Genomic DNA, 26,293 nt, shown 5'->3' with positions numbered 1-26,293 from the left:
AGCTCACTTCCCGGCCGCGGTCAGCGGGTTGGCGAACGGCACGAACGGCTGTGGGAAGGAGCTGATCGCCTTGGCCGCGTTGCCGGCGTCGATCAGCGCGATCGGGGCGACGATCCGGGTGGGCACCTTCATGTCGCGGACCAGGTTGATGCAGGCCTGGACGGCCAACTGGCCCTCGGCGTAGGGGTATTGCGAGATGGTGCCGCTGAGCGTGCCCGCCTTCACCGCCTCCAGCGCGGCGGTGATGCCGTCCACCGAGATGATGGAGACCTTGCCCGTCAGCCCGGCGTTGCGCACCGCCTGCGCGGCGCCCAGCCCCATGGTGTCGTTGGCGGCGAAGATCCCGGTGATCTTCGGGTGCGCCTTGAGGATGCCCTCGGTGACCGTCTGCCCCTTGGCCTGGTCGTAGTCGGCCGGCTGGGTGGCCACGATGTTCAGCTTGCCCGCCACTTCCTCCGAGAAGCCCTTCTGGCGGTTGATGCCGTTCTGCTCTCCGGCGATGCCTTGCAGGATGGCCACGTCGCCCTTGCCGCCCATCTTCTCCAGCAGCGCCTTCCCGGCCTGTTGCCCCGCGGACAGGTTGTCCGAGCCGATGAACGACGCGTAGGACACCCCGGCCTGCTTCGAGGCGGCCGCGTCGATCTGGGTGTCCAGGTTCAGTATCGGGATCTTCTTCTTCGCCACCGGGACCAGCGGGGTGATCACGTTGGTGGCGTTCACCGGCACCACGCCGAAGCAGTTGTAGTTCTGCCCCGCCAGGGTCGACAGCTTGGCGTTCTCCCCGGTGCTGTCGGTCTCCGACGCGCCGGCCTGGACCTCGACCTTGACGCCCTGTTTCTTGCCCTCGGCCAGCGCGCCGTCGCGCAGCGCCGCCCAGTAGGGGTTGGTGAAGTTGCGGGTGACGATGGCGATACGGACCTCGTCCTTGCTCTCGCTACCGGAACTCTCCTCGCCTCGGCCGCAGCCGGTCATCGCGACCAGCAGGGCCACGGAGGTGGCGGCGACGGCGGCGGAACGGGCTCTGCGCACAGCGTGGTTGTGCATGGGTGTGCCTTTCTTCGCGTCATTGCGTCAGAACAGGTCTCAGAACTGGCTTCAGAACTGGTTTCAGAGCAGGCTTGTGTCAGCTCGGTGGGGTGAGAGTTGGCCGGGAGGATCGCGGTGAGCACCGGAGGATCGCCGTGAGCGACCGAGTCGCTGAAGGCCACACCTGGGAAAATGACTGGTCAGCCCAGTGCGGAGGTGTGGGAACCGCGCAGGGATGCCCGGATCCTGAGATCCAAGTCGAGGATGCTGCCCGCCACCGGGTCAGCCGTCTGTAGGGGCTAGCCGATCGTCGAGTCGCCGCCGGCCGGATCGGGACAGCCACAGGAGCCGCGTGCGACGAGCGTGGTGGGATGGGTGATGCGCTCCGCCGGCAGCGCCGGGTCGGCGATCTTGGCCAGCAACCATTCGACGGCCGAGCGACCGAGCTCGTCGAAGGGCTGCCGCATCGTCGTCAGCGCGGGCACCGTGTACGCGCTGCCCTCGATGCCGTCGAAAGCGCAGACCGCCACGTCGTCGGGTACCAGCACGCCCAGTTCGGCGGCGGCCCGCAGTACGCCGATGGCCTGCTCGTCGCTGGCGACGAAAAGGGCGTCCGGACGCTGCGCGCCCGCGAGCATGCGCCGGCCGGCACGATAACCGTCGGCCCGCCCGAAGGGCACGTGTGTCAAGGACGCGGCGGCCGGATCCACTCCGGCGTCGGTGAGGGCACGGCGCCAGCCCGCGACCCGGTCGACCGTCGGGTGAATGCCTTCGAGCCCGGCGACGCAGCCGATCCGCTGCCTGCCGTGGCCGAGCAGATGGGTGGTGGCCCGGTATCCGCCGTCCTCGTTGTCGGTGAGGACCTGCGTCGCACCCGGCAGTTCCAGCTCACGGTCGAGCACGAGTCGAGGCACGGCCTGGTCGGTCAACTCGGTGATCCAGCCGCGCGGGCCGTGTGCCGGTACGACGATGAGTCCGTCGACCTGCCGGTCGAGCAGGGTCCGGATGTACGTCGCCTCGCGGGCGTCGTCACCCATCGCGTTGCCCAGCAGCATCGTGTAGCCGGAGGCGAAGCCGACGTCCTCGATCACGCGGGCCAGCTCGGCGAAGAACGGGTTGGAGTTGTCGGGTACGACGAGCCCGAGGGTCATCGTGCGGGAGGTCTTCAGCGACCGGGCCACCGCGTTGGGGCGGTAGCCGAGCTCGTCGATGGCCGCGAGGATCCGCTCGCGGGTATGGGGCGCGACCCTGCGCGGGCCGCCGTTGAGTACGTAGCTGACCAAGGCGTCCGAGGTGCCTGCCAGTCGCGCTACGTCGCGGCGAGTTACCATGCCAGTCCTTCAACTCGTGTTGATTGGTTGGCGTTGCACGAAATATCGGCCCCGGCTCTGTCGACGCGCAAGAGGTCGGCCCGAAGTTCTTCGGTAACGAGTTCGGCACTCGGGTCCGGCCGCCGCCGTCCGCCCGCCGCTGCCGCCACCTGACGACGATGGTGGATCACCGCCGTCCGGAGCGACCCGCCACCCGGTCGGCCGGGCCGCGTTTATGCAGCTCACGTGGCTCGTTGGCTGCGCACGCGGGCGGCTGCCGGCAGGCTGGTTTTCTGTCTGCGGGCCATGCTGTGTCGTGACTCCCGAAGCCCTGAGTCGTGCGGCATGGGCGGCTTGGGTACGTGCAGGGCGCGGAGGTTCCCGAGTCGGCTAGGGTCGCCTCGTGGCAGGCCGACCGGCTCCGCCGCAGTGCGATCGATCGGCTTGCGGTGTATGCCCTCGCGAGGGAAGATCTGGGTAAATGCGCAGGTCAGAAGGGTGTTTGGGGCGCAGTGCGATTGCGAGTGGAGTTCACGACCGAGCCCTTCGACCTCGACGAGGCGCCCGCACACGCGCTGGTCGCCCGTGAGGTCATCGAGGCGGCGCAGCTGGACGCGGTGGACGTCGGGCCGTTCGGCAACACGGCGGAGGGCGGCTCCGACGCCGTGCTCGCCGCCGTGGACGCGCTCCTGCGCAGGACCCTGGAGGCCGGCGCCACCCGGATCTCACTCCAGGTGAACGTGGTCGGGGAGGGTGCGGACAAGTGACCGGCAACGGGGACGAGCCCTTCATCACGGCCGTGAAGCCGCTGGTCGACGCCATGGGCGGAGAAATGCTCCCGCCGAACGAGGCCGGCCCCGACGATGTCGTGCTCGCCTGGCAGGGCACCGACGTCGTCGCCGTACGTCTGCCGCAGCTCGCCGACTCGCTGGACCACATCCTGGCCGCCCTGGAGCGCAAACGCGGCAAGCCGCTGGCCGAGCTGGACCGCAAGGCCAAGCAGGAGGTCGTACGGATACTTGAGGCGCGCGGCGCCTTCTCCGTGCGGCACGGCGTGGAGACCGTGGCGAGCGCGCTCGGCGTCAGCCGGTTCACGGTCTACAACTACCTGAATCGCGAGAAAGAGGCCTGAGCCGCAAGCGGGGGGCCTGAGCTGCGAGGACGAGGGCTGAGGCCGGGTCTCGCCACCCCGAATTTTCAACAAAGTGTTGACGGCGCGTTGCCGGAAGGCGTTAGCTGTCCGCAGCCCGTTCAGTACGAAGGCCCTTCGCGGCCGTGGAGGCTCCCGTGACGTCGACTTCCATGCCCCCGGGTCTGGCCCGGTTCAACGTACTGGAGGAGCAGGCAGCCTTCGCCGCCCTCCACGAGGCGTGTGCCTCCACCGCCTGGGTGAAGCGGCTGCTCGCCGCCCGCCCGTATGCCACCGCAAACGACCTCTTCACCGCCAGTGACGCCGCCATGGCCGAGCTGACCACCTCGGATCTGGAGGAGGCGATGGCCGGCCACCCGCCGATCGGACGCCCCAAGCCCGGGGACCCGACCTCCTCGCGCGAGCAGCGCGGCATGGCCGACGCCTCCGAGGAACTCAAGGCGGAGATGCTCGAACTGAACCTGGCGTACCAGGAGAAGTTCGGCCATGTCTTCCTGATCTGCGCGACCGGTCGCACCGGCGAGCAGATGCGTGACGCGGTCAAGGAACGGATCGGCAACGCGCCGGGGCGGGAGCGCGAGATCGTCCGTACCGAGCTGGGGAAGATCAACCTCATCCGGCTCACCCGACTCGTCGAAGAGGACGCACCAGCATGAGCACCGAGACCGCCGCCGTGTCCGCGGCCTCCGTGTCCACGCACATCCTGGACACCAGCGTCGGCCGCCCCGCCGTGGGCGTCGCCGTACAACTGGCCGCCCGCGGTGGCCGTACGGCGGACTGGCAGGCACTCGGCGGCTCCGCGACCGACGCGGACGGGCGGTGCAAGGACCTTCCGGCCCTGCCGGAGGACACGACACAGGTACGGCTCGACTTCGCCGTAGAGCCGTATTTCGAGAAGAAGCAAGCCGATGCGCAGCAGGACGCCCCCGCGAATCGGGACAGCGGACCCGTGGTGTTCTTTCCGGAGGTGGCGATCACCTTCGCCGTCCAGCCCGGCGAGCACTACCACGTACCGCTGCTGCTCAACCCGTTCGGCTACTCCGTATACCGAGGGAGCTAGCAGACACATGCCTACGATTCTGGGTCAGAACCAGTACGGCAAGGCCGAGAACCGAGTCGTCAAGATCACGCGGGACGGCGCCACCCACCACATCAAGGACCTCAACGTGTCCGTGTCGCTGAGCGGCGACATGGACGAGGTCCACTACTCCGGCTCCAACGCGAACGTCCTGCCGACGGACACCACCAAGAACACGGTGTACGCCTTCGCCAAGGAGCACGGCATCGAGTCCGCCGAGCAATTCGGCATTCACCTGGCCCGGCACTTCGTGACGAGTCAGGAACCGATCCACCAGGCCCGGATCCGCATCGAGGAATACGCCTGGGAGCGCATCGAGCACTCCGGCAAGGGGGCGCACTCCTTCGTCCGCCAGGGCCAGGAGACCCGCGTCACGCAGGTCACGTACGACGGCTCGTCGTGGGAGGTCGTCTCCGGTCTCAAGGATCTCGTCGTGATGAACTCGACCGACTCCGAATTCTGGGGCTACGTCAAGGACAAGTACACGACGCTCCCCGAGGCGTACGACCGCATTCTCGCCACCCAGGTCTCCGCCCGCTGGCGCTTCAACTGGACCGACGACGAAGAGGAGATGCCCAACTGGGATACGTCCTACGAGCAGGTGAAGAAGCACATGCTCCAGGCCTTCGCCGAGACGTACTCGCTGTCGCTTCAACAGACCCTGTACCAAATGGGTTCGCGGATCATCGAGAACCGCGGGGAGATCGACGAGGTCCGCTTCTCGCTCCCCAATAAGCACCATTTCCTGGTGGACTTGGAGCCGTTCGGGCTGAAGAACGAGAATGAGGTCTACCTCGCCGCCGACCGGGCCTACGGTCTGATCGAGGCGACCGTGCTGCGGGACGGCCGCGAGCCGAAGATCCCGGTGGACCTCACCAACCTCTGAGCAACTCCCTCGAGTAACTCCCTTGAGCAACTCCCTTTCGACCGGCTCCTTTTGCGGCACCCGTGGCCCGCCCGATCGTGCGGGCCGCGGTACTCAAGTCCCCGGGTCCTGCCGTGCCCCCACTCCAACTCAGCGATTCCTCAGCGAAGAAGGACGAACCATGGCAGCAGACCGGCGCATCGTCATCGAGAACTGTGCGATCGCGACCGTGGACGCCGACGACACCGAGTACGCGTCCGGCCACCTGGTCCTGGCGGGCAACCGCATCGAGTCGCTCGGCACGGGCAGGGCCCCGGAGGGCCTGGACAACGTCGTACGCCGTATCGACGCGACCGGCCATCTCGTGACCCCGGGCCTGGTCAACACGCACCACCACTTCTACCAGTGGATCACCCGCGGCCTCGCCACGGACCACAACCTCTTCAACTGGCTCGTCGCCCTGTACCCGACCTGGGCGCGCATCGACGAGCGCATGACGTACGCGGCCGCCCAGGGCTCGCTCGGCATGATGGCCCGCGGCGGAGTCACCACCGCCATGGACCACCACTACGTGTTCCCGCGGGGGTCCGGCGACCTGTCCGGCTCGATCATCCGGGCCGCGCGTGAGATGGGCGTCCGCTTCACCCTCGCCCGCGGTTCCATGGACCGCAGCGAGAAGGACGGCGGGCTGCCGCCGGACTTCGCGGTCGAGACCCTCGAAGGGGCCCTCGCCGCCACCGAGGCGACGGTCGACGAGCACCACGACGCGTCCTTCGGCGCGATGACGCAGGTGGCCGTGGCCCCCTGTTCGCCCTTCTCGGTGTCGACCGAACTCCTCAAGCAGGGCGCCGAGTTGGCGCGTCGCAAGGGCGTACGCCTGCACACGCACGGCTCGGAGACGGTCGAGGAGGAGCAGTTCTGCAAGGAGCTGTTCGGGATGGGCCCGACCGACTACTTCGAGTCGACCGGCTGGCTCGGCGAGGACGTGTGGATGGCGCACTGCGTCCACATGAACGACTCCGACATCGCCGCCTTCGCCCGCACGAGGACCGGTGTGGCCCACTGCCCCTCGTCCAACGCCCGTCTGGCGGCCGGGATCGCGCGTGTCCCCGACATGCTGGCGGCCGGCGTTCCGGTCGGACTCGGTGTCGACGGCACCGCCTCGAACGAGTCGGGCGAACTCCACACCGAACTGCGCAACGCCCTGCTCATCAACCGCCTCGGCGCCCATCGTGAGGCCGCGCTGAACGCCCGTCAGGCGCTGCGGCTCGGTACGTACGGCGGTGCCCAAGTCGTCGGCAGGGCAGGGGAGATCGGCTCCCTTGAGGCCGGCAAGCTCGCCGACCTCGTGCTGTGGAAGCTGGACACCCTGGCCCACGCGTCGATCGCCGACCCGGTCACCGCGCTCGTCTTCGGCGCCGCGGCGCCGGTCACCGCCTCCTTCGTCAACGGCGAGCAGATCGTCGAGAACGGTCGTCTGCTGCACGTCGACGAGGACGCCATCGCCCGCTCCACGCGGGACGAGGCCCAGCGCCTCGCGCGGATCGCCGCGCAGGCCTGACACCTGACACCTGACACCTGAAGATCTCCGGCTGAGGGGGACGGCCCTCGGCCGGTGGCCGTGAACCCGAGCGGGGTCCACGGCGACCGTCTCCGGGGCGCGCGCACAAACGTGCCCGCGCCCCGGAACGGTCCCCCGCCACGCTCCTTGCCGTGACGGGCACCGGCCCGGTGGTCAGCCGGTCCGGTGGTCCGGTGGTCAGTAGGTCCTCCGGTCCGCCGGTGTGTTCCGTCGGCCGGTCAGCCGATGTGGTAGCTGTCCCCGTACACCTGCCAGTCCAGAGGCGGGTCCAGGTTCAGGTTGCGGTTCCTGAGGAAGACGCGCTGGGCGGTGTCCACGCGGCTGGTGTCCTCGTGGGCCTCCTCCTGCTTCATGGCCCACACCCGGGCGTCGAGGAACGCGTTCAGGTACGTCACCTCGTCGCCGCCCTGCGCCGGGGGCCTGGCCTGGTTGAGCGCCCGACCGCGGATGCTGCTGAAACTCGTACTGTCGCCGCCGTCACCGTGCATCACGATGGCGTCGTAGTACGCGAACTGGCCGAGCGTTCCGATGCCGTCCGCCTGGCCGCGCTGTACCGCGGGGTTGAAGTAGACGCGGTCCCGCTCATAGTTCTGGGCCTCCTGGAACGCCGAGTCCTGGGCGGCCTGGCGCCAGGCGTCCGGGTAGCCCGGGTCGAGGCCCTCGTGGGAGTCGGTGCCGTTGACGCGACGCAGGGCCGGCAGATATCCGGCCAGTACGTTGCCCGGCCTGCGCTGCGCGTACAGCTCGACGAGGTCGAGCATGTCGCCCGTACCGGAGCAGAAACCGATGATCCCGGCCGTGTAGCCGCGGCCGTCGCCGATGTCCTCGATGTACCGGTACTGCGCCCTCCAGTCCAGCGAGGAGTTCTCCGCGCTGGAGACCAGCTTCATGGCGATTTCCTTCTTCGCCGGGTCGTCGAGGCCGGTGGGCGCGGCGCTCGCGGGGCGGGCGGCGAAGACGGAACCTGACACCAGCGATGCTCCGATCAGCGCGAGAACTGTCCGCCGCGAGGAGCTTATGTGGGGGGTGTGCACGGGACCTCCATGGGGGTGGGAGTCGTTCAGCCGTACTGTTAGGAAAGTTTCCTACCAGAGAATGGGCGTGACGTATACCCGTCAAGGAGGAGTTGGTGGTGAGTTCGGTGGGGAGGGGTGGAGCAGATGAGGCGGAGGATCTTGCTCGCGATCGGCGATCGGTGATCGCCGATCTGCGGTTGGTGATCTGTAGTTGGTGACCTGTGACCTGTGACCTGTGACCTGTGGTTGGTGGTTGGCGATTGGCTACCGGGTCGAGGTCAGCAGCTCTCGTACGCGGACGGCGGCGCCGTACGTGTCACCGGTGGGCTTGGTCGCGAGCTTCCCGGGGTCGCGCGTCCAGCGGTCCTCCAGCGCGAACCAGTCGATGGCCTTCGGCTTGCGCCCTTCCGCCGTCGCCGCCCGCAGTTCGTCGAAGTACGTCGACCACCGCAGCCGGTAGAGCCCGCCGACCAGGCCCGCCCACTCCCGGTTGGCGTAGTCGCGCAGCCCGGCGTCCGCGCCCTGCCGGGTGCCCCACACCGTCAGCAGCGACAGATTGTCGTACGCCAGCCGGTCCCGCTCGGCCGCGTCCGCACCCCAGGCCCGGGCGTCGGCGACCCAACGCCCCAGCAGATGCCGGGAGTCGGTGGCCATCAGGGTCTCCAGAACGTCCATCAGGGCGAGCCAGTCGCCGGTGGCCTTGTCGAAGCCGGGCACGTCACCGGCCTCGTACGCCATTCTGATGCGGGGCATCAGGACGCGGCTGCGGTTGGAGACGGCCTGGCGGGCCACGTCGAGGAGGTCGCTGCGGTACGCGGAGGACTTCCGGAGGCCCGCGCGCACCCGCAGGAGTTCGTCGAGCGCGGGCTCGAACTCCTCGGCGTTGTACCGGAGTTGCTTGGGCGACCACTTCGCGGCCGACTTCGCCGTGAGCGAGGGGCGGGCGCCGAACAGTCCGTCGGCGCCCTCGCTCCACGAGTCGGCGCGTGTCGTGCCGTACGCGGTGCGGCGAAGGATGTCCCAGGCGGCCTCGGCGTGCGGGTCGTGAGCGCCGTAGCGGGCGAGGGCCCACTCCCTGAACCAGGTCGTGAGGTCCAACTCGCCGTCTTCCCAGGCGAGTTCGGAGAAGAGGTCGAAGGCGGCGGGGTTGTTGTCGGCGGCCTCGGGAAGCAGGGCGACGCCGCGCAGGGTGCTGCCCTGCTTGGTACGCCACTTGTTGAACAGCGCTGCCCAGTCAGGGGTGTTGGCGCCGAGGGCCGTGTGGCCGCCGAAGTTCCAGATGGAGCCGAAGGCGTACGGGGTGTTGCCCCAGTCGGCCTCGCGGTCCGTGACCGGCGGGAAGCGGTCGGAGAGTCCGTCGACGACGAGCATGTGGGACTTGTCGACGGCGTCGACGATTGTCCTCGGCGGGTTCCGCTGCCAGCCGAGGATGACCCAGATCGCCTCCGGGTGCGCGGTGAGCAGCGCCTTCTCGACACCCTTCGCCGCGTCGGCGACCGGCACGTCGCCAGGGTCGCCGCCCTCGTGCAGCAGGTCCATCTTGTAGAGCGTCGAGCGGCCGCCGAACATCTCGTCCTGGACGCGGTAGAAGGCCGCCGCGACGCGTGCGAAGTGGTCGGTGCGCGGGTCCAGCCAGTCGGGGCGCGGGAGTCCCATCCAGGTGCCCTGAGGGATGGTGCGCGCCCCTTCGTTCCGGTCGGCGAAGCTCGGCGGGACCGTGCCGAAGTAGCCCGGGAACACGGGCGTCATGCCCAACTCCCGTACCCGGTCGGTGATTCGACGCCCGAGCGCGGCGCGGGCGTCGAGGAGCTGCCGCGACACGGGATCCGGGAAGGCGGCGAGGTTCTGCATCAGCCACCACGGCTGGTGGGCGGGTCCCGCGATCCACGTCCGCAGCTCTTCGTCCGTGTACCCGAACCCGCGGAACACCCGGTGGTAGAGCGCGTCCGCGCCCGTGTACACCAGCACCTCGTTGTAGCCGTGCAGCGCCAGCACGTCGAGCTCGCGCTCCCAGTACCTCCAGTCGTTGTACGCGTTCGTGTAGCCGTCGTTCGTGTCGTTGAGGGCGAAGCGGTGCGGGACGTTGGCCGTCCGGGTGACCGGGGCGGCGAGGCCGGGCAGATCTGCCGGGAGGTTGAGCTGTTCGCCCGCCCAGCTGATGTTTGCGTGCGTGATGTGCTTCAAGTACCAGCGGAGGCCGGTGAGTTGGTTGGCGGGGGTGTTGCCGGTGATGGTGATGCGGCCGGTGCGGCCGGAGACCTGGAAGGCATCCGCCTCGCCCGTCGCCTCGAATCGGAGTTGCCGCCAGTGACGGGGGAGGAGCCGCCGGGCCGCCCTCGTTGCCGCCGCCTCGGTCACGGGTGCCTCCTTGGGCGGGGTGCCGTCCATGGGTGCGGGTGCGTGAGAACAAGCGACGGTACCGGCCGCGCCGGCGAGGGAGAGGAGAAACACGCGGCGGGCGAGCGGCATGGGTGGGTCTCCGGGTTCGGGCGGTGGGTGCGGGTGCGGGTGCAGTGGGAGGGATACCCGCGGTGGGGGATTTGGGCACGGTGGTTGGGCCACATGGGGGAGAACCGGTGGTGAACGGGCCGAGGGGGCGAAAACCTTCCCCCAGGTCACACCCGGGTCAGGGACTGGCAAGGCTGGGCCGTCGGGAGGTGGCCGGTGAAGAAGGAGCGGGGCGGGACGCCCATCAGGGTGCGGAAGTCGGCCGTCATGTGGGACTGGTCGTAGTAGCCGGTGGACGCGGCAAGCTCGGCCCACCCCGTCGTAGCAGCGTGCGCCAGCACATGCCGCACCCGCCCGATCCGCGCGAAGTGCTTGGGAGAGACCCCAACCCCCTCCGCAAACAGATTCCGCAACTGCCGCTCACTCACAGCCAACCGACGCGCCAACTCCCGCACCTGGGAAGGAACATGCCCCGCATCCGTCGACAACGCCTCGACGGCAGCCCGCAAAACCTCCCGCCGCGAGCGCCCCGCCCCGTCGTCGTCGGCCGCAAGCCGCCCCGGCAACACCTCCGTCAGCCGGCCCATCGCATCCTCGGGCTCCAACCACCGCAACTCGTCCGCGAGTTGCCGGGCATAGGTACCGGGAAGATCCCCGAGCCTCACCACCCGCCCCACGAGATCGACCGCCGCGACACCGAGCAACGGCCGCGCCATACCCGGCCCGAGCCGCACCTGCACACACGACGCGAGCCGCTTGCTCCTGTGATACGTGGCCCGGGTGCGCGGCCCGACGACGAGCGTGTCCCGGTGACCGTTCTCCTCGACCCGGACGACCACCTTCGTCGCGGTGTCCGGGACACGGGTGAACGGCTCACGCGACGCGCCATCGCCGCCGACCGCCACCCCGATCTCGATGCCGTCGATCCACGGCCGCAACGCGTCGGGGGCGGGAAGCATGCGCTCGGCAACGTTCTTGGTCACTCGTCCACGGTAGACGCGCCGGACGGCCGCACGGGCCGCCGAACCGTGCCGGAATTTCCTAGAGCCGCCGGTCGCCCGCCCGGCACGCTCGTATCCATGATCCTCATCACCGGTGCCACGGGCACCATCGGCAGCGACGTCGTACGACAGCTCGCACGGCGCGGGGAGAAGGTCCGCGCACTGACCCGCGACCCGTCCAAAGCGCGGGCCCGGGCGCAACTGCCCGACGGGACAGGGGCCGAAGTGGTGCGAGGGGACTACCTCGACCCCGCGTCCGTGGACGCGGCCATGTCCGGCGTCTCGGCCGTGTTCCTCGTCGGCGTCCTGGGCCCGGACGACACGGACCGCGACCGCGCCCTGGTCGAGCAGGCTCGCGCGGCAGGCGTACGCCGCGTCGTGAAACTGTCGGCGATCGGCACCGGCGACCCCGCCGTCGGCAGGGTCGGCTCCTGGCACCTGCCGGGCGAACAGGCCGTACGGGAAAGCGGGTTGGAGTGGACGGTCCTGCGCCCGTCGTCCTTCGCCTCGAACACCCTGAGCTGGGCCGAAGCCATCCGGGCGGACGAGCCCGTACCGAACATGACCGGTGACGGCATGCAGGGCGTCATCGACCCGCGCGACGTTGCCGAGGTCGCCGTGGAGGCCCTGCTCTCCGCACGGCACGCGGGCCACACCTACACGCTCACCGGACCCGAGACGATCAGCGTCCCCGACCAGGCCGCCATCCTCGCCGAGGTCCTCGGCCGCCCGATCGCCACCCTGGACCTCACTCCGGACGAGTCCCGAGCCCGGCTGGCCGAATGGGGCATGGACGCGGCGTACGCGGAGGGCGTGCTGGCCGGCAGCGCGTACGTACGCGGTGGTCGCAACGCCGTCGTCACGGAGGAGGTGCGGCAGGTGCTGGGCCGGCCGCCGCGCACGTACCGGGAGTGGGCGGTGGACCACCGGGCGGCGTTCGGCGAGAGCTGACGCGCGGGAGCGCGGCTGTGGGGAACGTTCCCCACAGCCGCGCTCTCCGGACACCCCCACTACTCCCTTGACGACTCGCGCCCCGGCCGGAGTTCCGCCGTCGCGGGTGCCGGCTCCGCCAGCGTGATCCCCGTACCGGCGGCGAACGCCAGCCAGCCGGTAGCCGTCGGCGTCGCCGTGGCGAGTGCCGTGCCGCCGTCCACGAGCCGCCGTCCACGAGCCGCCGTCCACGAGCCGCCGTCCACGAGCCGGCCGTGCGGCTCGCCGCGAGGGTCCTGAGGGCGGCGAGGCCAAGGGCACTGCCCACCATCTGCGTGGTGCTGAACAGGCCGGGCTGCTGCTCCTCGCGGACGGGGCCGTACGCATCGAGGTCACCGACACCCGTACGGAGTGGAGGGGCGTTCCGTCGGGAAGGCGGCGTGGGCGCAGTTCGACGTCAGGGCTTAGTGTTGCAACCGCAAGTGGGGGTCGTGGCGGAGGTCGACCCGGTGGACCTGGCGACTGTCCCTCGTACGTCACTGGCAAGATCCGCCGCTTCGGCACATGGCGTTGGACCTGGAACCGCCCGAGCAAGAAGCCATGGGATGGCTGAGGACAGCCGCTTGAGACGGAGCCGTGGCGTTCGCACGGAACTTCCGAGGGCTATCTGAAATGGCTTGTTTACTACCTTCGTCGGAGGCGGTCCCTGCGGTCGGCGGAGTTCCGGAAGACCGCCGCGTTCTTCGGACGTGCAGAGGCGGCTTGGCCTCACTGCGCCGCTAGTCCGGACACGTCGTCGGTGGCGGGCGCCCATCGCGTTTCGTCCGCCGGTGACATGCGCACCACGGCCCTCAGCCATTCCGTTTCACGGGACTGCACACGAGAGGCGCACGGGCATTCAGCCCGTCCACGACTCCGCGGTGGCTGAAAACCAGAGGGGGCAATTTCCGCTACTCAACGTCGTCTCTTGCCCCGGCGTCTGCGCCGCACTTACGGTCACTGCTGCGACCAGCGGCCCTGACCAGCCGTCCGGGTCAGGTGCAGCCGAACGAACGGGCGGGTGACCGTCGCACGGGGGATCGGAATTGAGACTGCCATCAGACAGAAATGATGATCACGAAGAGATTCACGTCTGCTGTGGAGGCTTCAGTGTGCCGCCATGGGTGCGTGACGCAAACCTGTCTCTTCTGACGGAGCGTGAGCGCGAGGTTCTCACCGCGCTGGGTGGCTGCCAGCCGAACGCGGTAATAGCCGGCCGTTTCTGCATCACCGAACGGACGGTGAAGAAGCATGTCGCCAGCGTCCTCTTGAAACTGGAGATCACGTCGCGGACGGAAGCGGCCATCATCGCGATCTTCGCGAACCACAGGTAGCGACCGCAGGGTGTCCTTTCGGACACTAGTTGCGACTGCCAGGGGCATGACATCTTCGGGTCGACATCAACCGCAGGGGAGAGAAATCGTGTCTGTGTCAACTCTGGTACGGGAACCCGAAACCGCCGCCGAGCCGGTAGAGGCGAAGGCGGTCAGCGCGTACACCTCCGCGTCGATCGGCGCCTACGTGGCGGCGACCACAGCGCCGGCGCGTGCCATCGCGTCGATCAGAACGAAGATCGACAAGGGGCTCGTCCGCTACGACGCCTGGTTCCTGATATTCACCGCTGTCATCCTCGGTCTCGGCGCCACCATCTTCGCCGGGCTGGTCATCTGGTGCGTGGTGTACAAGGGCAAGAGGTTCAGTGGCAACTGGTCCTTCAAGAACTTCGGCCTGAAGGTCAGCGCCGAATGCGTCTAGCGGTCTGACCGCTGTTTTTGCAGGGTGCCCAGGAAGCTCCCCGGTAGTAACCGGGGCTTCCTGGGCACCGCCCTGGTCGACGGACTCGGTAAAGGATCAACGAGATAGTGTCTCTCCTGAATGTCAACGACGTCAGCTACTCCTATGACGGCATTGTCAACGTCCTGTCGGACGTGTCCTTCACGGTGGAGGAAGGCACGATCGTCGGTCTCGTAGGCCCCAACGGCTCTGGAAAATCCACGCTGATCAGGAACATATTCGACCTCGTACGCCTTCAGTCCGGGTCCATTCTGATCGGCGGCCATGAGCACGCCCGGCCCGAGGCGAAGCAGTTGGGCATGTACCTTTCCAGCAACGACTACCTTCCCGAGTTCCTCACCGCCCGCGAATACATCTCCATGATGGGCAAACTGTTCGGCCTCGACGCCGACCACGGTGAAGCCCTCGGCCTGTTCCGCAAGTTCTCCATGGAGGGCCGCTACGACGACCTCATCGAGGACTACTCGCACGGCATGCGCAAGAAGACGCAGCTGGTGTCTGCGCTCGTTGTCCGCCCGCCGTTGACCATCATTGACGAGACCCTCAACGGCATCGACCTCGAAGCACTGCACCTCGCCGAGAAGGAATTCAGGCGGGTCCGCGACGAGGGCCGCTCGATTCTGCTGTGCACGCACGACTTCGCCGTGCTGGAGCGTCTGGCCGACAGGACCATCTTTCTCGACCTGGGCCACGTGGTGTATGACGAGCCGACGAAGGATCTGGTCGAAGAACACGGATCGGTGGCCGCGATGGTGTTCGACTACCTCGAAACGTCCCAGCGGTGACGGCGGTACGGCTGAGGCATTCCGCCGTCCTGGCCCGGATGCTCCTCGTCTTCTTCCGCCGTCGGGTGCTGCGGGCCGGAGTCCTGAAGTCCGCCCCGGTCAGAGTGTTCGTCATGGTGGCGGCCGTTCTGCTCCTGGGCGCCATGTGTACCGCCTCCTACCTCTTCCTGCGGCCCCTGGCCGACGAAGCGGCCGTGTGGCGGCTGCTGTTCGACACCTCGACGGTGTCCCTCCTGCTATGGGTGCAGATCGCGTTCCTGCTGGTGAAGGTGTTGTTCATCAACGCCGAGGGGATGCTGCAGCTCAGCTACCAGCTGCCGGTCACCAACCGGGAACGCTCGATGGCGTTCCTCATGTACGAAGCGGCGATGACCGCCATCGTGACTGCCGCCGGCCTCGTCTCCCTCTCTGTCAGCGCGCTGATCCTCCTCGGCCCGTCGGCAACCGGCTACATCACCGCATCAGTCATCCTGCCGGTTGCCCTGACCTACCTGTCGCTGTCCGTCCTGTACCAGCTGCTGACCCGGCTGTGGATGCTGATAGGGCTCAGCCGGATGGCGGGCATCCTCAACGTGCTGGCCCTGTTCGCGGTGCTGACGTACTACTCGGCGCAGATGACATCGATGATCCAGGACATCTCCGGCGCGTACCTGAGCAAGCGGACCGAGTACACGTGGGTCACATCGGTGTCCTGGGCTTGGAACGTACACGGGCCCTGGCTCGCCCTGGCCGCCGCGGTGGCATTGTCGGCCGTGCTCATGGCCCTGGCCTTCGCGCTCGCCCCGAACCAGCACATACGCCAGTCCCGCTACCTGAAACTCCCCGGAAGCGTGCGACTGCGCCACGTTCTGGGGCCGTACGACTGGTGTCTGCTGCGCAGCGCGCAGACCGTGGCCGCCGCCGCGATGGCGCTGGCCGTGTTCGCCTACCTGCTGCTGGCCAAACCCTCGGTGAACCCCATGTGGGGCCTCGCCGCCCTGTCCTTCGGCGGCCTGTACCAGTTCACCGCCACCCAGCAGTTGCGGGTGCTGCCCGGCGCGCAGGAACCGGCCTGGCGGGTCTACGTACGGCTCATCAGGGCGCAACTGGTCCTGCTCGCCGTGTTCGCCGTGCCCGCTCTCGCGATCACGGTTGCGATCCACCCGGGCCGGTTCCTCTCCAGCGGGGCGGCGTTGGCGTCCTGCCTGGGCGGAGCGGTCATGACCACGTGCATCAGCATCGTGTTCCCGGCAGAGAAGGACAATCCGTTCTCCGTGTTCCTGGGGCTGTCCGTGGTCATCATCGTCATGGGCCTGTCAATGATCGGGCTGGGCCTGCTCAGTCTCCCGCCCTGGGCGGTGATGAGCTGCCTTGCCGGGGCGGCCGTCGCGTTCGTCTGGTACGCGATACAAGGAATCCACACAAGCGAGTCGAGGAGAAGGAATGTTCAAGGCACGCTCGGTAGTGAAGTCCGCCATAGGGGCCGCGCTGCTGACGCTGGTAACCGTGGTGGTGACCCTGCTCGCCCTCATGTTCTCAACGGGCGGTGACGAGGTCGGCGCACGGACAGCGTTCTTCGGGTCGATGATCTTCGAGACGGTGGAGAAGGACAACGGGGCAACGGGTATCACCACGGGCGTCGAGAACCCGGTCCCGCTCGTCGTCCTGTTCCTCGTGCTCACCGCCGTCTTGGTGATGATCCAAGCCATCTACCGGGGGTTGAAGCAGCGCCGTGAGCAGCTCCTCAACGAGTCGGGCAGTTGACCTGAAGGTTCGCAGCGTCGTCTGGGCAGTGGCTGCCCAGGTGTGGCCACTGCTGGCGCTCGCCGGCGTCCTCCTGGCTGTGGCTCTGGTCTGGATGGCGCGCTCCGGTGATCCGGTACCGGCCTCTCTGGCGTGGGTGCTGCTGGTCAAACCGGCCGCCGTGGGCCTGGTGGCCTCGTTTGCCCTGCACGAGTCGGCACACGTCCTCGTCCTCAAGCGGATCCACACGGTCACTCACATTGCGATCGAGCGGACAGCGTGGCGCACGTCGGTGGTCCCGGAAGGGACCATGGCCGCACGGCAGACGGCCGTGGTGGCCCTGGCCGGGCCGTCTGCCTGTGTCGCGGTGGGTGCCCTTCTGTGGCTTTCCGGCCTCGACCGGTCCTTGGCCTGGTGGTACTTCGCGCACATCGTGTTCCTCCTGCCGTTCTTCGGAGACGGCCGGGCCCTTTGGCACAGCTTCCGCGCGACATGGAGACAGCCGGCCGAAGAAGACAGGAGTTGACATCCTCCGCCCATGACGGGTGCCCACGGCGGTGAAGTCGTCGCCCACCCGCGCGAAGTAGGGGAGGGCTGACGGTGAACCGTCACGCTTCCGGGCGACCGGGTCAGAGGCCGAACGCCCGTGGGTCCGAGGCCAGTGCGCGGAAGTAGTCCCTCGGGTCCGCGACCAGTTTGCGCTCCTTGAGGTCCAGCACGCCGGCGACCCCCGTGATCTCGGCGGCGACCGTGCCGTCGGACTTGCGGATCGTCTGCTCGATCCGGAACGTCTTGCCCTCGCCCCAGAGGAAAACGCAGGTCACCTCGACCTCGTCGCCGGCCCGCAGCTCCCGCCGGTAGCGGATGGTCATCTCCAGTGACACCGGGCCCACCCCCTTGGCCGCCAGACCGGCCTGGGTGATTCCGGCGGCCTGCAGCAACGACCAGCGGGCGTGCTCCGCGTAGTTCATGTACACGGCCTGGTTCAGATGCCCCTGGACGTCGGTCTCGTACCCGCGCACGGTCACCGGCACGGAAAACGGTTCGGCCACGACTTCCCCTTCGACTTCGATCACGTCCGTCTGGGCGAAGCCAGCAGATAGCGCACGCCGGTGCGCGGCTCCGTGTGTTCGCCCACTTGCCAGCCTGCCTTCTCCAATGTCGCCGCGCACTCGCGCAGGGCCCCGGCGTCCGGCTCGCGCACGGCGACGGCCTCCGGCTGGGGTGTCGCGCGCACCCGGTACCCGTACGCGTCCCCCTCGGTGCCCGCGTCCGCCGGCCGGTGCCCCGCCGCCTCCAGTGCGAGCGCGGCGGCCTGCACCAGATGCGTACGCTCCCATGCGCAAGGTCGGTCCACCACCCCGTGGGGATTGGTCATGCGGCGCAGCTCCAGCAGCCCCTGCCAGGCGCTGTGCACCTCACGTATGCGCGAGGGGCCGGCGTCGGCGCCCTCCTCGCCGCCGACCCGTGCGGCGAACACCCCGGAGGACTCCGGGGCGGACTGCCGGGTGGGCTCGGCGGCTTCCGGAGTATTCGCCGCCACCGTGGTCGTCTCCTCGCGAAGCCGATGCCCGGCGGGCGTCAGGAAGTGGTCGCGCGGCGGACGCGGATGCCGGAAGGCGAGCCCTCGCTTCACCAGCGCCGCGAGCTGGCTCTCCGTACCCCTGAGCCGCCCGGTCACGGGATCGGCCGCGTCGATGACACGCCGCTGTGCGGCGGTCGGCGGTCGTGTCATGGCGCGCTCCTTCCCGTGTCTGGTCTGTCCACGAGTGAGCCCCCTCGTGGATCAAGGCGATCAGCGGGCCCATTCGAAGACTACGACCCGGGTCTGACATCGCCCCGACCGCGACCCCACGCCAACCGCACGCGCAGCGCACGCCAACCGCACGTCAAGGGGATGCCAAGGACACCGTCTACTGCCGGTACCCGCTCAGGAACCGGCCGATCCTGCTGATCGCCGCGTCCAGGTCGTCGGCGTGCGGGAGGGTGAGGATGCGGAAGTGGTCGGGGCGGGGCCAGTTGAAGCCGGTGCCCTGGACGACCTGGATCTTCTCGCGGAGCAGCAGGTCCAGGACGAACTTCTCGTCGTCGTAGATCTTGTGCACCTCGGGGTCGATGCGCGGGAACGCGTACAGCGCGCCCTGCGGTTTGACGCACGACACACCGGGGATGTCGTTGAGCTTCTCCCAGGCCCGGTTGCGCTGTTCGTGCAGCCTGCCGCCGGGCGCCGTGAGGTCGTAGATGGACTGACGGCCGCCGAGCGCGGCCTGAATCGCGTACTGGGCCGGGGCGTTGGCGCACAGCCGCATGGAGGCCAGCGTGGTGAGGCCCTCCAGGTAGTTCTTCGCGTGCTGGCGCGGGCCCGTGACCACCAGCCAGCCGGAGCGGAAACCCGCCACGCGATACGTCTTCGAGAGGCCGCAGAAGGTGAGGACCACCAGGTCGGGGGCGAGCGCGGCGGCCGAGTGGTGCACGGCGTCGTCGTACAGGATCTGGTCGTAGATCTCGTCCGCGAACACCATCAGGCCGTGCCGGCGCGCGAGGTCGAGGATGCCCTCGATGATCTCCTTGGGGTAGACCGCGCCGGTGGGATTGTTCGGGTTGATGATGACCACGGCCTTGGTGCGGTCCGTGATCTTCGAGGCCATGTCGTCCAAGTCCGGGTACCAGTCGGCCTGTTCGTCGCAGAGGTAGTGCACCGCCTTGCCGCCCGCGAGGGTCGTGACGGCCGTCCAGAGGGGGAAGTCGGGGGCCGGGATGAGGACCTCGTCGCCGTCCTCCACCAGCGCCTGCACGGCCATCGAGATCAGCTCGGAGATGCCGTTGCCGAGGAAGACGTCGTCGACGCCGACCTCCAGGCCCAGCGTCTGGTAGCGCCCCGCCACGGCCCGACGGGCCGAGAGGATCCCGCGCGAGTCCGTGTACCCGTGTGCCTGGGGCAGCATCCGGATCATGTCCTGGAGGATCTCCTCCGGCGCCTCGAAGCCGAAGAGCGCGGGGTTGCCGGTGTTCAGGCGCAGCACACTGTGGCCTGCCTTCTCCAGCGCGTCGGCGTGCTCGATCACCGGGCCCCGGATCTCGTAACAGACCTCGCTGAGCTTGTTCGACTGCCGGAACTCCATGCGCGCTCGCCCCTCCGGTTTCGTGTGTTGCTTGGTTTTACCAAGTGTGAGCTTGGAAAGTCCAACAAGTTGTCTACACTGCGTCGCATGTCACCTCGCCGAAGCTACGACCAGTACTGTTCCGCTGCCCGGGCCCTCGATGCCCTCGGTGATCGCTGGACCCTCCTGATCGTCCGCGAGTTGCTGGCCGGTCCGCGCCGCTACACCGACCTGCACGCGGATCTGCCCGGTGTGAGCACGGACGTCCTCGCCTCCCGGCTCAAGGACATGGAACGGGACGGCCTTGCGACCCGGCGACGGCTGCCACCGCCGGGAGCGGCGTACGTGTACGAACTCACCGGCCGGGGGCGGGAGTTGCTGCCCGTCCTACAGGCACTCGGCGAGTGGGGCGCACCCCTGCTGGCGGAGCGGCGGCCCACCGACGCGGTACGCGCGCACTGGTTCGCTCTGCCGTTGCTGCGGTCCCTGGCGGGACTTGGCGACGGCGTCGTCCAAGTCCGCCTGGACGAAGGGGAGTTCTACGTACGGATCGGTGCGGAGGAGGGTCCGGTCTACGGGGAGGGACCGGCCCCCGAGGAACCGGACGCCTGGCTCTCGCTCGCCGCCGAGGCGTGCGCGGCGATTGGCAGAGGAGACCTGACCCTGCTCGACGCGGTACAGGACGGACAGATCGCGGTAACGGGCGACGGCCCCCTGGCCAAGGCCCTACGGGAGTCCTGAGCCCCGCTCCCGGGACACCAAGAGGCCCGCCGCACCGTGGAGTTGGCGCGACGGGCCGGTCCTGCGAAGGGGATGAGCGCCCCGTAGGCGGGAACCGCGTGACCGGCCACGACGGCCCGCAGCCATCGAACGGCCCGTACGCGGAATGGTCAGGCTCCCGGCGGAACCTGCCGTAGCCGTCCCGCTCCGCGGGTCAGCGCATACCCGCCGACCCCCGCGAGCGCCGCCAGCACCCCGCCCACCGCGGTCCACACCCAGCGGTCGGACCACCAGCCGGAGGCCCAGCCGTCGTCGGGCTCGATGCTGGACAGCGCGGCGACCGACGTCTCGGAGTCCTCGTCGCCGGATTCGTCACTGTCCTTGGCCGTCACCGCGATCCCGGGCACCAGCGGCTCGGCCAGCGAGCCGTCCACCGCGGCCGCTCCGCCCACGTCCTCCGAGTCGGCCCGCACCTCGGCGCTCACCGGCAGTCCGAGGTCGGCCGTCTTGAGGTCGGCGGTGGTCAGCCGGACGTAGTACGTGCCCGGCAGCGGGTCGTTGGCCCACGGCTCGGACCAGGCGCGGACCGTACGCAGCGTGCAGGACAGGTCCACGGACGCCGTGTCGGGGGCGGCCGTCCGCGTCTGCGCGCCGTACTGGCAGGCCTGGCGGCGCCGCAGCCCGTCGTACACGTCGAGCTGCCAGGCCGCGGCGGCGTGCGCGTCGGGCAGCTTCACCGTGACCCGCACGGTGGGCCGCTGTCCGGCGTCGGCCGGGAACGACCAGTACAGGTAGTCGCCCATGGACGCGCTCGCGGTGGCCCGCTGACCCTGGTCGACCTCGGCCGCCGTACGGAAGGACGTACCGGCCGAGGTGGGCGCGGCGCTGTCGTCCGACGGGCTCGCGGAGGGGGAGGAGTCGGCGACGGCGGGCGACACGGCGGTCCCCAGCACCAGCAGACCCGCACCGACCGCAGGGATGGTCCTCAACAGACGGCTGGTCCTCAACAGACGGCTGATCCTCGATACACGGCCGGTCTTCAACACACGGGTGGTACGCATCAGTTGGTCCTCCAGACCGCGATCCGCCAGCGCGAGATCCAGCCCCACAGCACACCCGCGAGGAAGCCGGTGAGCACCAGAGCGCCGAGCAGCCACCAGCCGCGACCGAGGCCGAAGGAGGCCACGTCGCTCGACGTGTCGGGACCGTCGACGACGTCGACGGTCAGTTCGAGCGGCAGACCGGGCGTGGTCTTGACGCCCGAGGCCGCCGAGAAGGAGTTGGCGACCTGAAGGCACACGACCTCGGACGTGGACCCGTCGTCGGAACCCGATCCGCCGTCCGAGTCGTCGTCCTCGCTCTCTGCCTTGGGATAGCGCAGCCCTGTCGACATGACGTCGGTGCGGCCCGTGCCCGTCGACTCGCCGCGCACGATCTCCCGGCCGCTCGCGGTCACCGCCCGCAGCGACACCCCGTAGTCCGGGCCGACCTGGCGGTCGGCCGCGACGCTCACCGACGCGCGCAGCTCGGAGCCCGCCGGGACGTCCACGCGGTACCAGCGGTGCTGCCCGAACTCCTCGCGGTCGGTGTAGAGCCCGGACTTGAGTGTGCGGGCCTGCGCACACGTGTCCGCGCCGGTCACGGCGACCGGCGTGACCACCGGGTCGGCGGCCCGGTCCACCAACTGGTTGACCTTGTCGGTGAGTTCGTCGGTGTGCTCGATCGTCGTGTACGTACCGCCGGTCGCCTCCGCGATGCAGCTCAGCTGCTGCCGCAGTTTGGTGTTAGGCACCAGACCGAGCGTGTCGATGGTGAGGCCGATCCCCTTGGCGGCGATCTCCCGCGCCACCTCGCACGGGTCCAGTGGGGCGCAGGTGTCCTCGCCGTCGCTGATGAGCACGATACGGCGGGAGCCCTCGCCGCCCTCCAGGTCGTCGGCCGCCTTGAGGAGCGCCGGGCCGATCGGGGTCCAGCCGGTGGGTGCGAGGGTCGCGACGGCGGTCTTCGCCTCGGTGCGGTCCAACGGCCCGACGGGGTACAGCTGTTCGGTGTCCTTGCAGCCCGTCTTGCGGTCGTCGCCCGGGTAGTTGGCGCCGAGTGTCCGAATGCCGAGTCGGACCTCCTCGGGTGTCGCGTCGAGGACCTCGTTGAAGGCCTGCTTCGCCGCGGCCATCCGTGTCTGGCCGTCGATGTCCCGCGCGCGCATCGAACCGCTGACGTCGAGGACGAGGTCGACCTTGGGCGCGTCGTCCCCCGTGGGTTCGCCGGCGAAGGCTCCGGCCGGGAGGGCGATCCCGGCCGTCAGGGCGGCGAGCAGGGCGCAGGCGCCCACCGCCAGCCGTTTTCTTGTGATCATCGCCGGATCCTATTGATCAATGGCGTCACGCATCAAAACGAGGGCCGGGGGACAGGGTCCGGGTCTCGGCCCGGGGCGGGGTCCTGGTCGACGAGCGGGTTCGGCAGGCGTGCCCAGATGTCGCCCGGCCGCTCGGGCGACAGCCGCATCGTCGTCAACGCCTTGGCCGGCAGCGGCTCTTCGAGCAGCGCCGTGAGATCCGGGCCGCGCGGCAGATCCCGTACGGCCGTGGTCAGCGCCGCGCGCAGCGCTGTCGCCGAACCCGCCGTCGCCGCCAGCGCGCCCGCTATGAGCGAGCCGAAGAGCTTGCTGCGCAGGACGGACTCGTCGTCCGTGACGATGCGGCCCGTCAGGTCCGGGGCCGGAATGCCGTGGCGGGCCAGCCGCGCCGGGCTGATCCGGATGTCGGCCAGATCGCGGTAGACGAGCCGCAGCGGGACGCCCGCGGGCGAGAGCACCACCAGCAGGTTCTGGCCGTGCGCCTCCAGGGCCACACCCAGGTCGAGCAGGCGCAGCCCGACGGTCAGTGCGAGCCGGCTGAACTCGGCCAGCCAGGCCGGGGACCGGGGCAGCACGGTCGAGGCGAGGGCGGCCACGGGGACGACTCGCTCGCCCGCACCCGCGTACGCGTCCGGGGACTCGCGCAACACCGCTGCCAGATCAGGGGTGTTGGCGGTGACCGCGCCGAGGGTCCGGGTGATGTGGAGCAGCCCGTCCATGCGCTCGGCCATGGCCTCCATGAACGCCGAGACGGCCGTCGCCGACTCGATCGAGTACACCGAGATGTCCCGCACGGAGGAGGTGAGCCGGGCGCTGAGCGCCGTCTTGACGTGGGGTCCGTCGGGCAGGGCAAGGGTCCGCAGGGACATCAGGGGATGTGCCGCCATGCTCTCCTCGGCCACGCCCTCCCCGACCGCCCGCTCGTCCTTCAGCATGTGCCGCGCCTGCCACGGGTGTACGGGGATCAGCACGCGCCCCGCCTCCCGGTACGGCCACGCGCCCCGCACCAGGCAGGTGTCCTCCGGCACGGCCACCATCCCGAGCTCGACCTCCGCCCGGTGCTCCGGCGCGTACGCCAGCTGCTCGGCCACCGAAAAGCCCGGCCGTGAACGGCAGTTGGGGTGGAACGGATGCCCGTCCACGACCCGCTGCTCCCACTCCCGCGACGTACAAGGAGAGGCCATCGCGGGCTGGTTGGCGCGGGAGAGGGCCAACGAGGCGACGCTGTGGTCGAGTTCGGCGGCGAAGGCGTGAGCGTGCGGCAGTCCGAGTGCCGTCATGAGTCCGGCCGGATGGTCGTACGCCGTCCCGTCCAGCTCGACCTCCGTGACGGTGGCGGCCGTCGCGTACGCGTCCGAGGCCGGACCGCGCAGACGGCGCCCGTCGGCCAGCCGGAGAACGAGCCCGTCGTGCCCCGCCCGCTCCCGGCGGGTGACCCACGGCAGCGGCTCATGGGCGAGCCCACGCCACAGCCGGGTCAGCACGGCCGCGCGCGCCCCGGGGAGTCCTGCCGCGTACGGCGACAGCAGGGCGGGGCGTGCGGTGCGCAGCTCGGCGGCGAGAACGGCCTCGGTCTCGGCCGGGGTGCGGGGAGGATGCACGGGGGGCTCCTAGGGTGTGGGACGGCGTCGCGGCCGGGTGCGACGCCGGACGTCCGGACATGACGCCGGACATACTGAGCACCAGGGCACGGTACGCAACGAACGGATCGCGTGGACCTCATGCACCCCATGCCACCCATGCCACCTATGCACCCCTTGCATCACCCCATGCACCCCTCGCGCTCCTCGTGCTCCAGGGACGGCCTCGCTGAAGTCGCCGATGCGTACGCGTCGGCGCCGCTGCTCAATTGTCTGCTGAGGGAGGTCGGCGAGGCCCTACCGGGGTCCGGCGAGCCCGTACCTGGGCCCGGGGAGTCCGGTGACCGGCGCGTGTACCGGCTGCCGGGCGAGGGACGGCTCCTGCGGGTACGCGACGGACGCCGCCCCACCGAGCCGGAGGTGTACGCCGCCGGTGCCTGGCAGCGCCTCAGCCACGCCGAACTGGTCAAACTCACCGCCGAGGTACTCCGCGGGCACACCGGCCTGTCCAACCCCGAACTGCCCGCCGAGATGATCGACAGCCGGGACGCGGTGGCGGCGATCCTGACAGCCAGGGCGGCGGCGACCCCGCCCGACGACCCGTACCGGCGTTCCGAACAGTCCCTGATCACCGGACATCCCTACCACCCCGCCCCCAAGGCCCGCGGCGGCGGCCCGGTCACCGGCTGGCTGCCGTACGCCCCCGAGGCGTACACCCGCTTCCCGCTGGTCCTCCTCGGGCTGCGCGAGGACGCCTGTATGGAGGACGGTGACACGGCGGCGCTCGACGCCCTCGGCGAGGCCCCGCCCGGCTACCGCCTGCTGCCCGCCCACCCCTGGCAGCTCGACCTCGTCGACGCCCGCCCGGAGATCCGCGAGGCCTTCGCGGACGGCCGCCTCGTACGGCTGGGCCCCTCCTCGTGGACGGCCTGGCCGACGGCGGCCATCCGCACGGTGTACGTCCCCGACACCGACCTCTTCGTGAAGTTCAGCCTCGACGTCCGCATCACCAACGACATCCGCCGCCTCTGGCGCCACGACCTCCTCCGGCTCCGCCGCACGGACGCGGCGGTGACGAGGGCCTTCACGGCCGTGGGCGCCCCCGCTGCCTGGCTGAGCGACCGCGGCTACCGCACCGCGGACTTCGCCTTCGAGGAGCTCGCCGTCCTCGTACGCGACGGGCTGCGCGCACACCTGACCCCCGGCGCGACTCCGCTGCTGGCGGCCGCGCTGACGGAATGCCGGGCCTTCGAGGGCGGCCCGCTTGGCACCCTCGGGCCCCTCGGCCCCCTCGGTACCCTCGCCGACCCGGCCGCCTGGTGGTCGGCGTATCTGCGTCAAGTCGTCCCGCCCGTCCTGGAGTTGTTCGCCCGGCACGGGGTCGTCGTCGAAGCACATCTGCAGAACACGGTGGTCGCCGTGGACGCCGCCGGTATGCCGGTGCAGGCACTGTTCCGCGACGCGGAGGGCGTGAAACTGCTGCCCGAGGTGGAGCGGGCGGCCGGGTGGGAGCGGCTGGTGTACTGCCTGGTCGTCAACAACCTGCTGGAGATCGCGGAGGCACTGCGGGAGCGGTACCCGGACGTGCGGGTCTGGGACGCCGTACGACGAGAACTCGCGCGGTGCGACGCCGAGTTGCCCGAGGTGGCCGAACTGCTCAGGGCCCCGACCCTGCCCGGCAAGACGAACCTGCTGCTGCGCTGGACCGGCGCGGACGGCGCCGACGCACGCTATCTGCCGGTCCCGAACCCCTTGCGGACGGAGGACTTGGCGGCCGGCTGAACCCGGCC

Annotated in this window: 27 protein-coding genes; 15 read left to right on the top strand and 12 right to left on the bottom strand. The window is 69.6% G+C overall.

Going from position 1 to position 26,293, the window contains the following annotated elements:
- Nucleotides 1-3: 3 nt before the first annotated feature.
- Both OHA11_RS08085 and OHA11_RS08080 read right to left on the bottom strand, forming a co-directional pair.
- Nucleotides 4-1,044, bottom strand: coding sequence for a substrate-binding domain-containing protein (locus tag OHA11_RS08085; RefSeq protein WP_266493476.1), 1,041 nt, complete (start codon nt 1,042-1,044; stop codon nt 4-6).
- Between the two features lie 281 nt (nt 1,045-1,325).
- Entirely contained in the window at nt 1,326-2,357 is a 1,032-nt protein-coding gene (locus tag OHA11_RS08080) for a LacI family DNA-binding transcriptional regulator (RefSeq protein WP_266493474.1), read from the bottom strand.
- Between the two features lie 491 nt (nt 2,358-2,848).
- Between OHA11_RS08080 and OHA11_RS08075 the strand changes: the two genes are divergently transcribed.
- The 6 genes from OHA11_RS08075 to OHA11_RS08050 all read left to right on the top strand — a co-directional run bounded on the left by OHA11_RS08075 (nt 2,849) and on the right by OHA11_RS08050 (nt 6,990).
- Nucleotides 2,849-3,103: a hypothetical protein gene (locus tag OHA11_RS08075; protein ID WP_266493471.1), complete on the top strand. Its 255-nt coding sequence runs from the start codon at nt 2,849-2,851 to the stop codon at nt 3,101-3,103.
- Nucleotides 3,100-3,468 carry a helix-turn-helix domain-containing protein gene (locus OHA11_RS08070; RefSeq protein ID WP_266493469.1) on the top strand — a complete coding sequence of 123 codons (369 nt, stop codon included), beginning with the start codon at nt 3,100-3,102 and terminating at the stop codon, nt 3,466-3,468. The genes OHA11_RS08075 and OHA11_RS08070 overlap by 4 nt, the downstream gene beginning before the upstream one ends.
- 155 nt (nt 3,469-3,623) lie before the next feature.
- Complete coding sequence (gene uraD, locus OHA11_RS08065; protein WP_266493467.1) at nt 3,624-4,142, top strand: 2-oxo-4-hydroxy-4-carboxy-5-ureidoimidazoline decarboxylase; 519 nt, start codon at nt 3,624-3,626, stop codon at nt 4,140-4,142.
- Nucleotides 4,139-4,546: a hydroxyisourate hydrolase gene (gene uraH, locus OHA11_RS08060; RefSeq protein ID WP_266493464.1), complete on the top strand. Its 408-nt coding sequence runs from the start codon at nt 4,139-4,141 to the stop codon at nt 4,544-4,546. The genes uraD and uraH overlap by 4 nt, the downstream gene beginning before the upstream one ends.
- 7 nt (nt 4,547-4,553) lie before the next feature.
- On the top strand, nt 4,554-5,450 hold the full coding sequence (pucL, locus tag OHA11_RS08055; RefSeq protein WP_266493462.1) for a factor-independent urate hydroxylase: 897 nt from the start codon (nt 4,554-4,556) through the stop codon (nt 5,448-5,450).
- 160 nt (nt 5,451-5,610) lie between these two features.
- On the top strand, nt 5,611-6,990 hold the full coding sequence (locus OHA11_RS08050; protein ID WP_266493460.1) for an 8-oxoguanine deaminase: 1,380 nt from the start codon (nt 5,611-5,613) through the stop codon (nt 6,988-6,990).
- A 239-nt stretch (nt 6,991-7,229) separates the two neighbouring features.
- Here the strand turns inward: OHA11_RS08050 and OHA11_RS08045 are convergent, their stop codons facing one another.
- The 3 genes from OHA11_RS08045 to OHA11_RS08035 all read right to left on the bottom strand — a co-directional run bounded on the left by OHA11_RS08045 (nt 7,230) and on the right by OHA11_RS08035 (nt 11,458).
- Nucleotides 7,230-8,045 carry a chitosanase gene (locus OHA11_RS08045; RefSeq protein WP_266493459.1) on the bottom strand — a complete coding sequence of 272 codons (816 nt, stop codon included), beginning with the start codon at nt 8,043-8,045 and terminating at the stop codon, nt 7,230-7,232.
- A 246-nt stretch (nt 8,046-8,291) separates the two neighbouring features.
- Entirely contained in the window at nt 8,292-10,496 is a 2,205-nt protein-coding gene (locus OHA11_RS08040) for an alpha-N-acetylglucosaminidase (protein WP_266493456.1), read from the bottom strand.
- Between the two features lie 146 nt (nt 10,497-10,642).
- A complete protein-coding gene (locus OHA11_RS08035; protein ID WP_266493455.1) occupies nt 10,643-11,458 on the bottom strand; it encodes a helix-turn-helix domain-containing protein in 816 nt (271 codons plus the stop codon).
- 96 nt (nt 11,459-11,554) lie between these two features.
- Between OHA11_RS08035 and OHA11_RS08030 the strand changes: the two genes are divergently transcribed.
- Nucleotides 11,555-12,427 carry an SDR family oxidoreductase gene (locus OHA11_RS08030; protein WP_266493453.1) on the top strand — a complete coding sequence of 291 codons (873 nt, stop codon included), beginning with the start codon at nt 11,555-11,557 and terminating at the stop codon, nt 12,425-12,427.
- A gap of 59 nt (nt 12,428-12,486) precedes the next feature.
- Here OHA11_RS08030 and OHA11_RS08025 read toward each other — a convergent pair whose 3' ends face one another.
- Nucleotides 12,487-12,672: a hypothetical protein gene (locus tag OHA11_RS08025; RefSeq protein ID WP_266493451.1), complete on the bottom strand. Its 186-nt coding sequence runs from the start codon at nt 12,670-12,672 to the stop codon at nt 12,487-12,489.
- 897 nt (nt 12,673-13,569) lie between these two features.
- On the opposite strand from OHA11_RS08025, the gene OHA11_RS08020 reads away from it, so the two are divergent.
- The 6 genes from OHA11_RS08020 (at nt 13,570) to OHA11_RS07995 (ending at nt 17,272) form a co-directional block, all read left to right on the top strand.
- Nucleotides 13,570-13,779, top strand: coding sequence for a response regulator transcription factor (locus OHA11_RS08020; RefSeq protein ID WP_266493450.1), 210 nt, complete (start codon nt 13,570-13,572; stop codon nt 13,777-13,779).
- Between the two features lie 88 nt (nt 13,780-13,867).
- Nucleotides 13,868-14,200, top strand: a complete 333-nt coding sequence (locus OHA11_RS08015; RefSeq protein WP_266493448.1) for a hypothetical protein — start codon at nt 13,868-13,870, stop codon at nt 14,198-14,200.
- Nucleotides 14,201-14,307: 107 nt separating this feature from the next.
- A complete protein-coding gene (locus tag OHA11_RS08010) occupies nt 14,308-15,024 on the top strand; it encodes an ABC transporter ATP-binding protein (protein WP_266493446.1) in 717 nt (238 codons plus the stop codon).
- On the top strand, nt 15,021-16,553 hold the full coding sequence (locus tag OHA11_RS08005) for a hypothetical protein (RefSeq protein ID WP_266493445.1): 1,533 nt from the start codon (nt 15,021-15,023) through the stop codon (nt 16,551-16,553). The genes OHA11_RS08010 and OHA11_RS08005 overlap by 4 nt, the downstream gene beginning before the upstream one ends.
- A complete protein-coding gene (locus tag OHA11_RS08000; RefSeq protein WP_266493442.1) occupies nt 16,510-16,767 on the top strand; it encodes a hypothetical protein in 258 nt (85 codons plus the stop codon). The genes OHA11_RS08005 and OHA11_RS08000 overlap by 44 nt, the downstream gene beginning before the upstream one ends.
- A gap of 28 nt (nt 16,768-16,795) precedes the next feature.
- Entirely contained in the window at nt 16,796-17,272 is a 477-nt protein-coding gene (locus OHA11_RS07995; RefSeq protein ID WP_266493440.1) for a hypothetical protein, read from the top strand.
- A 103-nt stretch (nt 17,273-17,375) separates the two neighbouring features.
- Here the strand turns inward: OHA11_RS07995 and OHA11_RS07990 are convergent, their stop codons facing one another.
- The 3 genes from OHA11_RS07990 to OHA11_RS07980 all read right to left on the bottom strand — a co-directional run bounded on the left by OHA11_RS07990 (nt 17,376) and on the right by OHA11_RS07980 (nt 19,868).
- Nucleotides 17,376-17,798, bottom strand: coding sequence for a thioesterase family protein (locus OHA11_RS07990; RefSeq protein WP_266493437.1), 423 nt, complete (start codon nt 17,796-17,798; stop codon nt 17,376-17,378).
- A gap of 20 nt (nt 17,799-17,818) precedes the next feature.
- Nucleotides 17,819-18,481 carry a hypothetical protein gene (locus OHA11_RS07985; protein WP_266493435.1) on the bottom strand — a complete coding sequence of 221 codons (663 nt, stop codon included), beginning with the start codon at nt 18,479-18,481 and terminating at the stop codon, nt 17,819-17,821.
- Nucleotides 18,482-18,659: 178 nt separating this feature from the next.
- On the bottom strand, nt 18,660-19,868 hold the full coding sequence (locus OHA11_RS07980) for a pyridoxal phosphate-dependent aminotransferase (protein ID WP_266493432.1): 1,209 nt from the start codon (nt 19,866-19,868) through the stop codon (nt 18,660-18,662).
- 87 nt (nt 19,869-19,955) lie between these two features.
- Between OHA11_RS07980 and OHA11_RS07975 the strand changes: the two genes are divergently transcribed.
- On the top strand, nt 19,956-20,588 hold the full coding sequence (locus OHA11_RS07975; protein WP_266493430.1) for a helix-turn-helix domain-containing protein: 633 nt from the start codon (nt 19,956-19,958) through the stop codon (nt 20,586-20,588).
- Between the two features lie 149 nt (nt 20,589-20,737).
- Here the strand turns inward: OHA11_RS07975 and OHA11_RS07970 are convergent, their stop codons facing one another.
- The 3 genes from OHA11_RS07970 to OHA11_RS07960 are packed head-to-tail and all read right to left on the bottom strand — an operon-like array spanning nt 20,738 to nt 24,524.
- Entirely contained in the window at nt 20,738-21,628 is an 891-nt protein-coding gene (locus OHA11_RS07970) for a hypothetical protein (protein ID WP_266493428.1), read from the bottom strand.
- Nucleotides 21,628-22,923, bottom strand: a complete 1,296-nt coding sequence (locus tag OHA11_RS07965) for a VWA domain-containing protein (RefSeq protein WP_266493426.1) — start codon at nt 22,921-22,923, stop codon at nt 21,628-21,630. The genes OHA11_RS07970 and OHA11_RS07965 overlap by 1 nt, the downstream gene beginning before the upstream one ends.
- Nucleotides 22,924-22,955: 32 nt before the next feature.
- Complete coding sequence (locus tag OHA11_RS07960) at nt 22,956-24,524, bottom strand: IucA/IucC family protein (RefSeq protein ID WP_266493423.1); 1,569 nt, start codon at nt 24,522-24,524, stop codon at nt 22,956-22,958.
- Between the two features lie 168 nt (nt 24,525-24,692).
- Here OHA11_RS07960 and OHA11_RS07955 point away from each other — a divergent pair, with 168 nt between their 5' ends.
- Nucleotides 24,693-26,285: an IucA/IucC family siderophore biosynthesis protein gene (locus OHA11_RS07955; protein WP_266493421.1), complete on the top strand. Its 1,593-nt coding sequence runs from the start codon at nt 24,693-24,695 to the stop codon at nt 26,283-26,285.
- Nucleotides 26,286-26,293 lie beyond the last annotated feature (8 nt).

Source organism: Streptomyces sp. NBC_00878, from assembly GCF_026341515.1.
Classification (GTDB): domain Bacteria; phylum Actinomycetota; class Actinomycetes; order Streptomycetales; family Streptomycetaceae; genus Streptomyces.
This window is presented reverse-complemented; position numbering and strand designations above follow the sequence as displayed.